The following is a 512-nucleotide window of genomic DNA, read 5'->3' as shown; positions in this document are numbered from 1 at the left end:
CATAAAACCTACTTGAGGTAATTGTTCCATTGTAATCTCCCTTTCGTTAATCATATTTATATTTTTAATTATTGTTACCGTTATAATTTACAAGATTCATTATCAAGCCACTTCATTTCAATCGTCAATCACTTTGGAAAATGAACTTTATATTTCATCACTAGTAAAATGAAAACCCGCTACAAGTACACATCTATATGGAGACTCATTTGAAAGTCAACGCTTCGTTAACTATACTAAAAATATGTCACACTGCAATGTTCACGTTTAAAAGAGTCTCAATCTCTGCAAATAAAATATTCCATAACAAAGTATATACTTTACATTTTTATAATTCTTAACAATACTATTTTATCAAACATTTACCACAATAAAAATATCTTTATCATTTTTATTTAATTTAATCATATAATTGCGAGGAGAATATTATGGATTTCGTTAATAATGATACAAGACAAATTGCTAAAAACTTATTAGGTGTCAAAGTGATTTATCAGGATACCACTCAAACG

1 pseudogene is annotated in these 512 nt (G+C 27.0%); it reads left to right on the top strand.

Annotated features, from left to right (window positions below):
• Window positions 1-428: 428 nt before the first annotated feature.
• Window positions 429-512, top strand: a pseudogene (locus IDG60_RS27330) (DNA-3-methyladenine glycosylase); the annotation flags it as partial.

Source organism: Staphylococcus sp. EG-SA-2, assembly GCF_017152085.1.
This window is presented reverse-complemented; position numbering and strand designations above follow the sequence as displayed.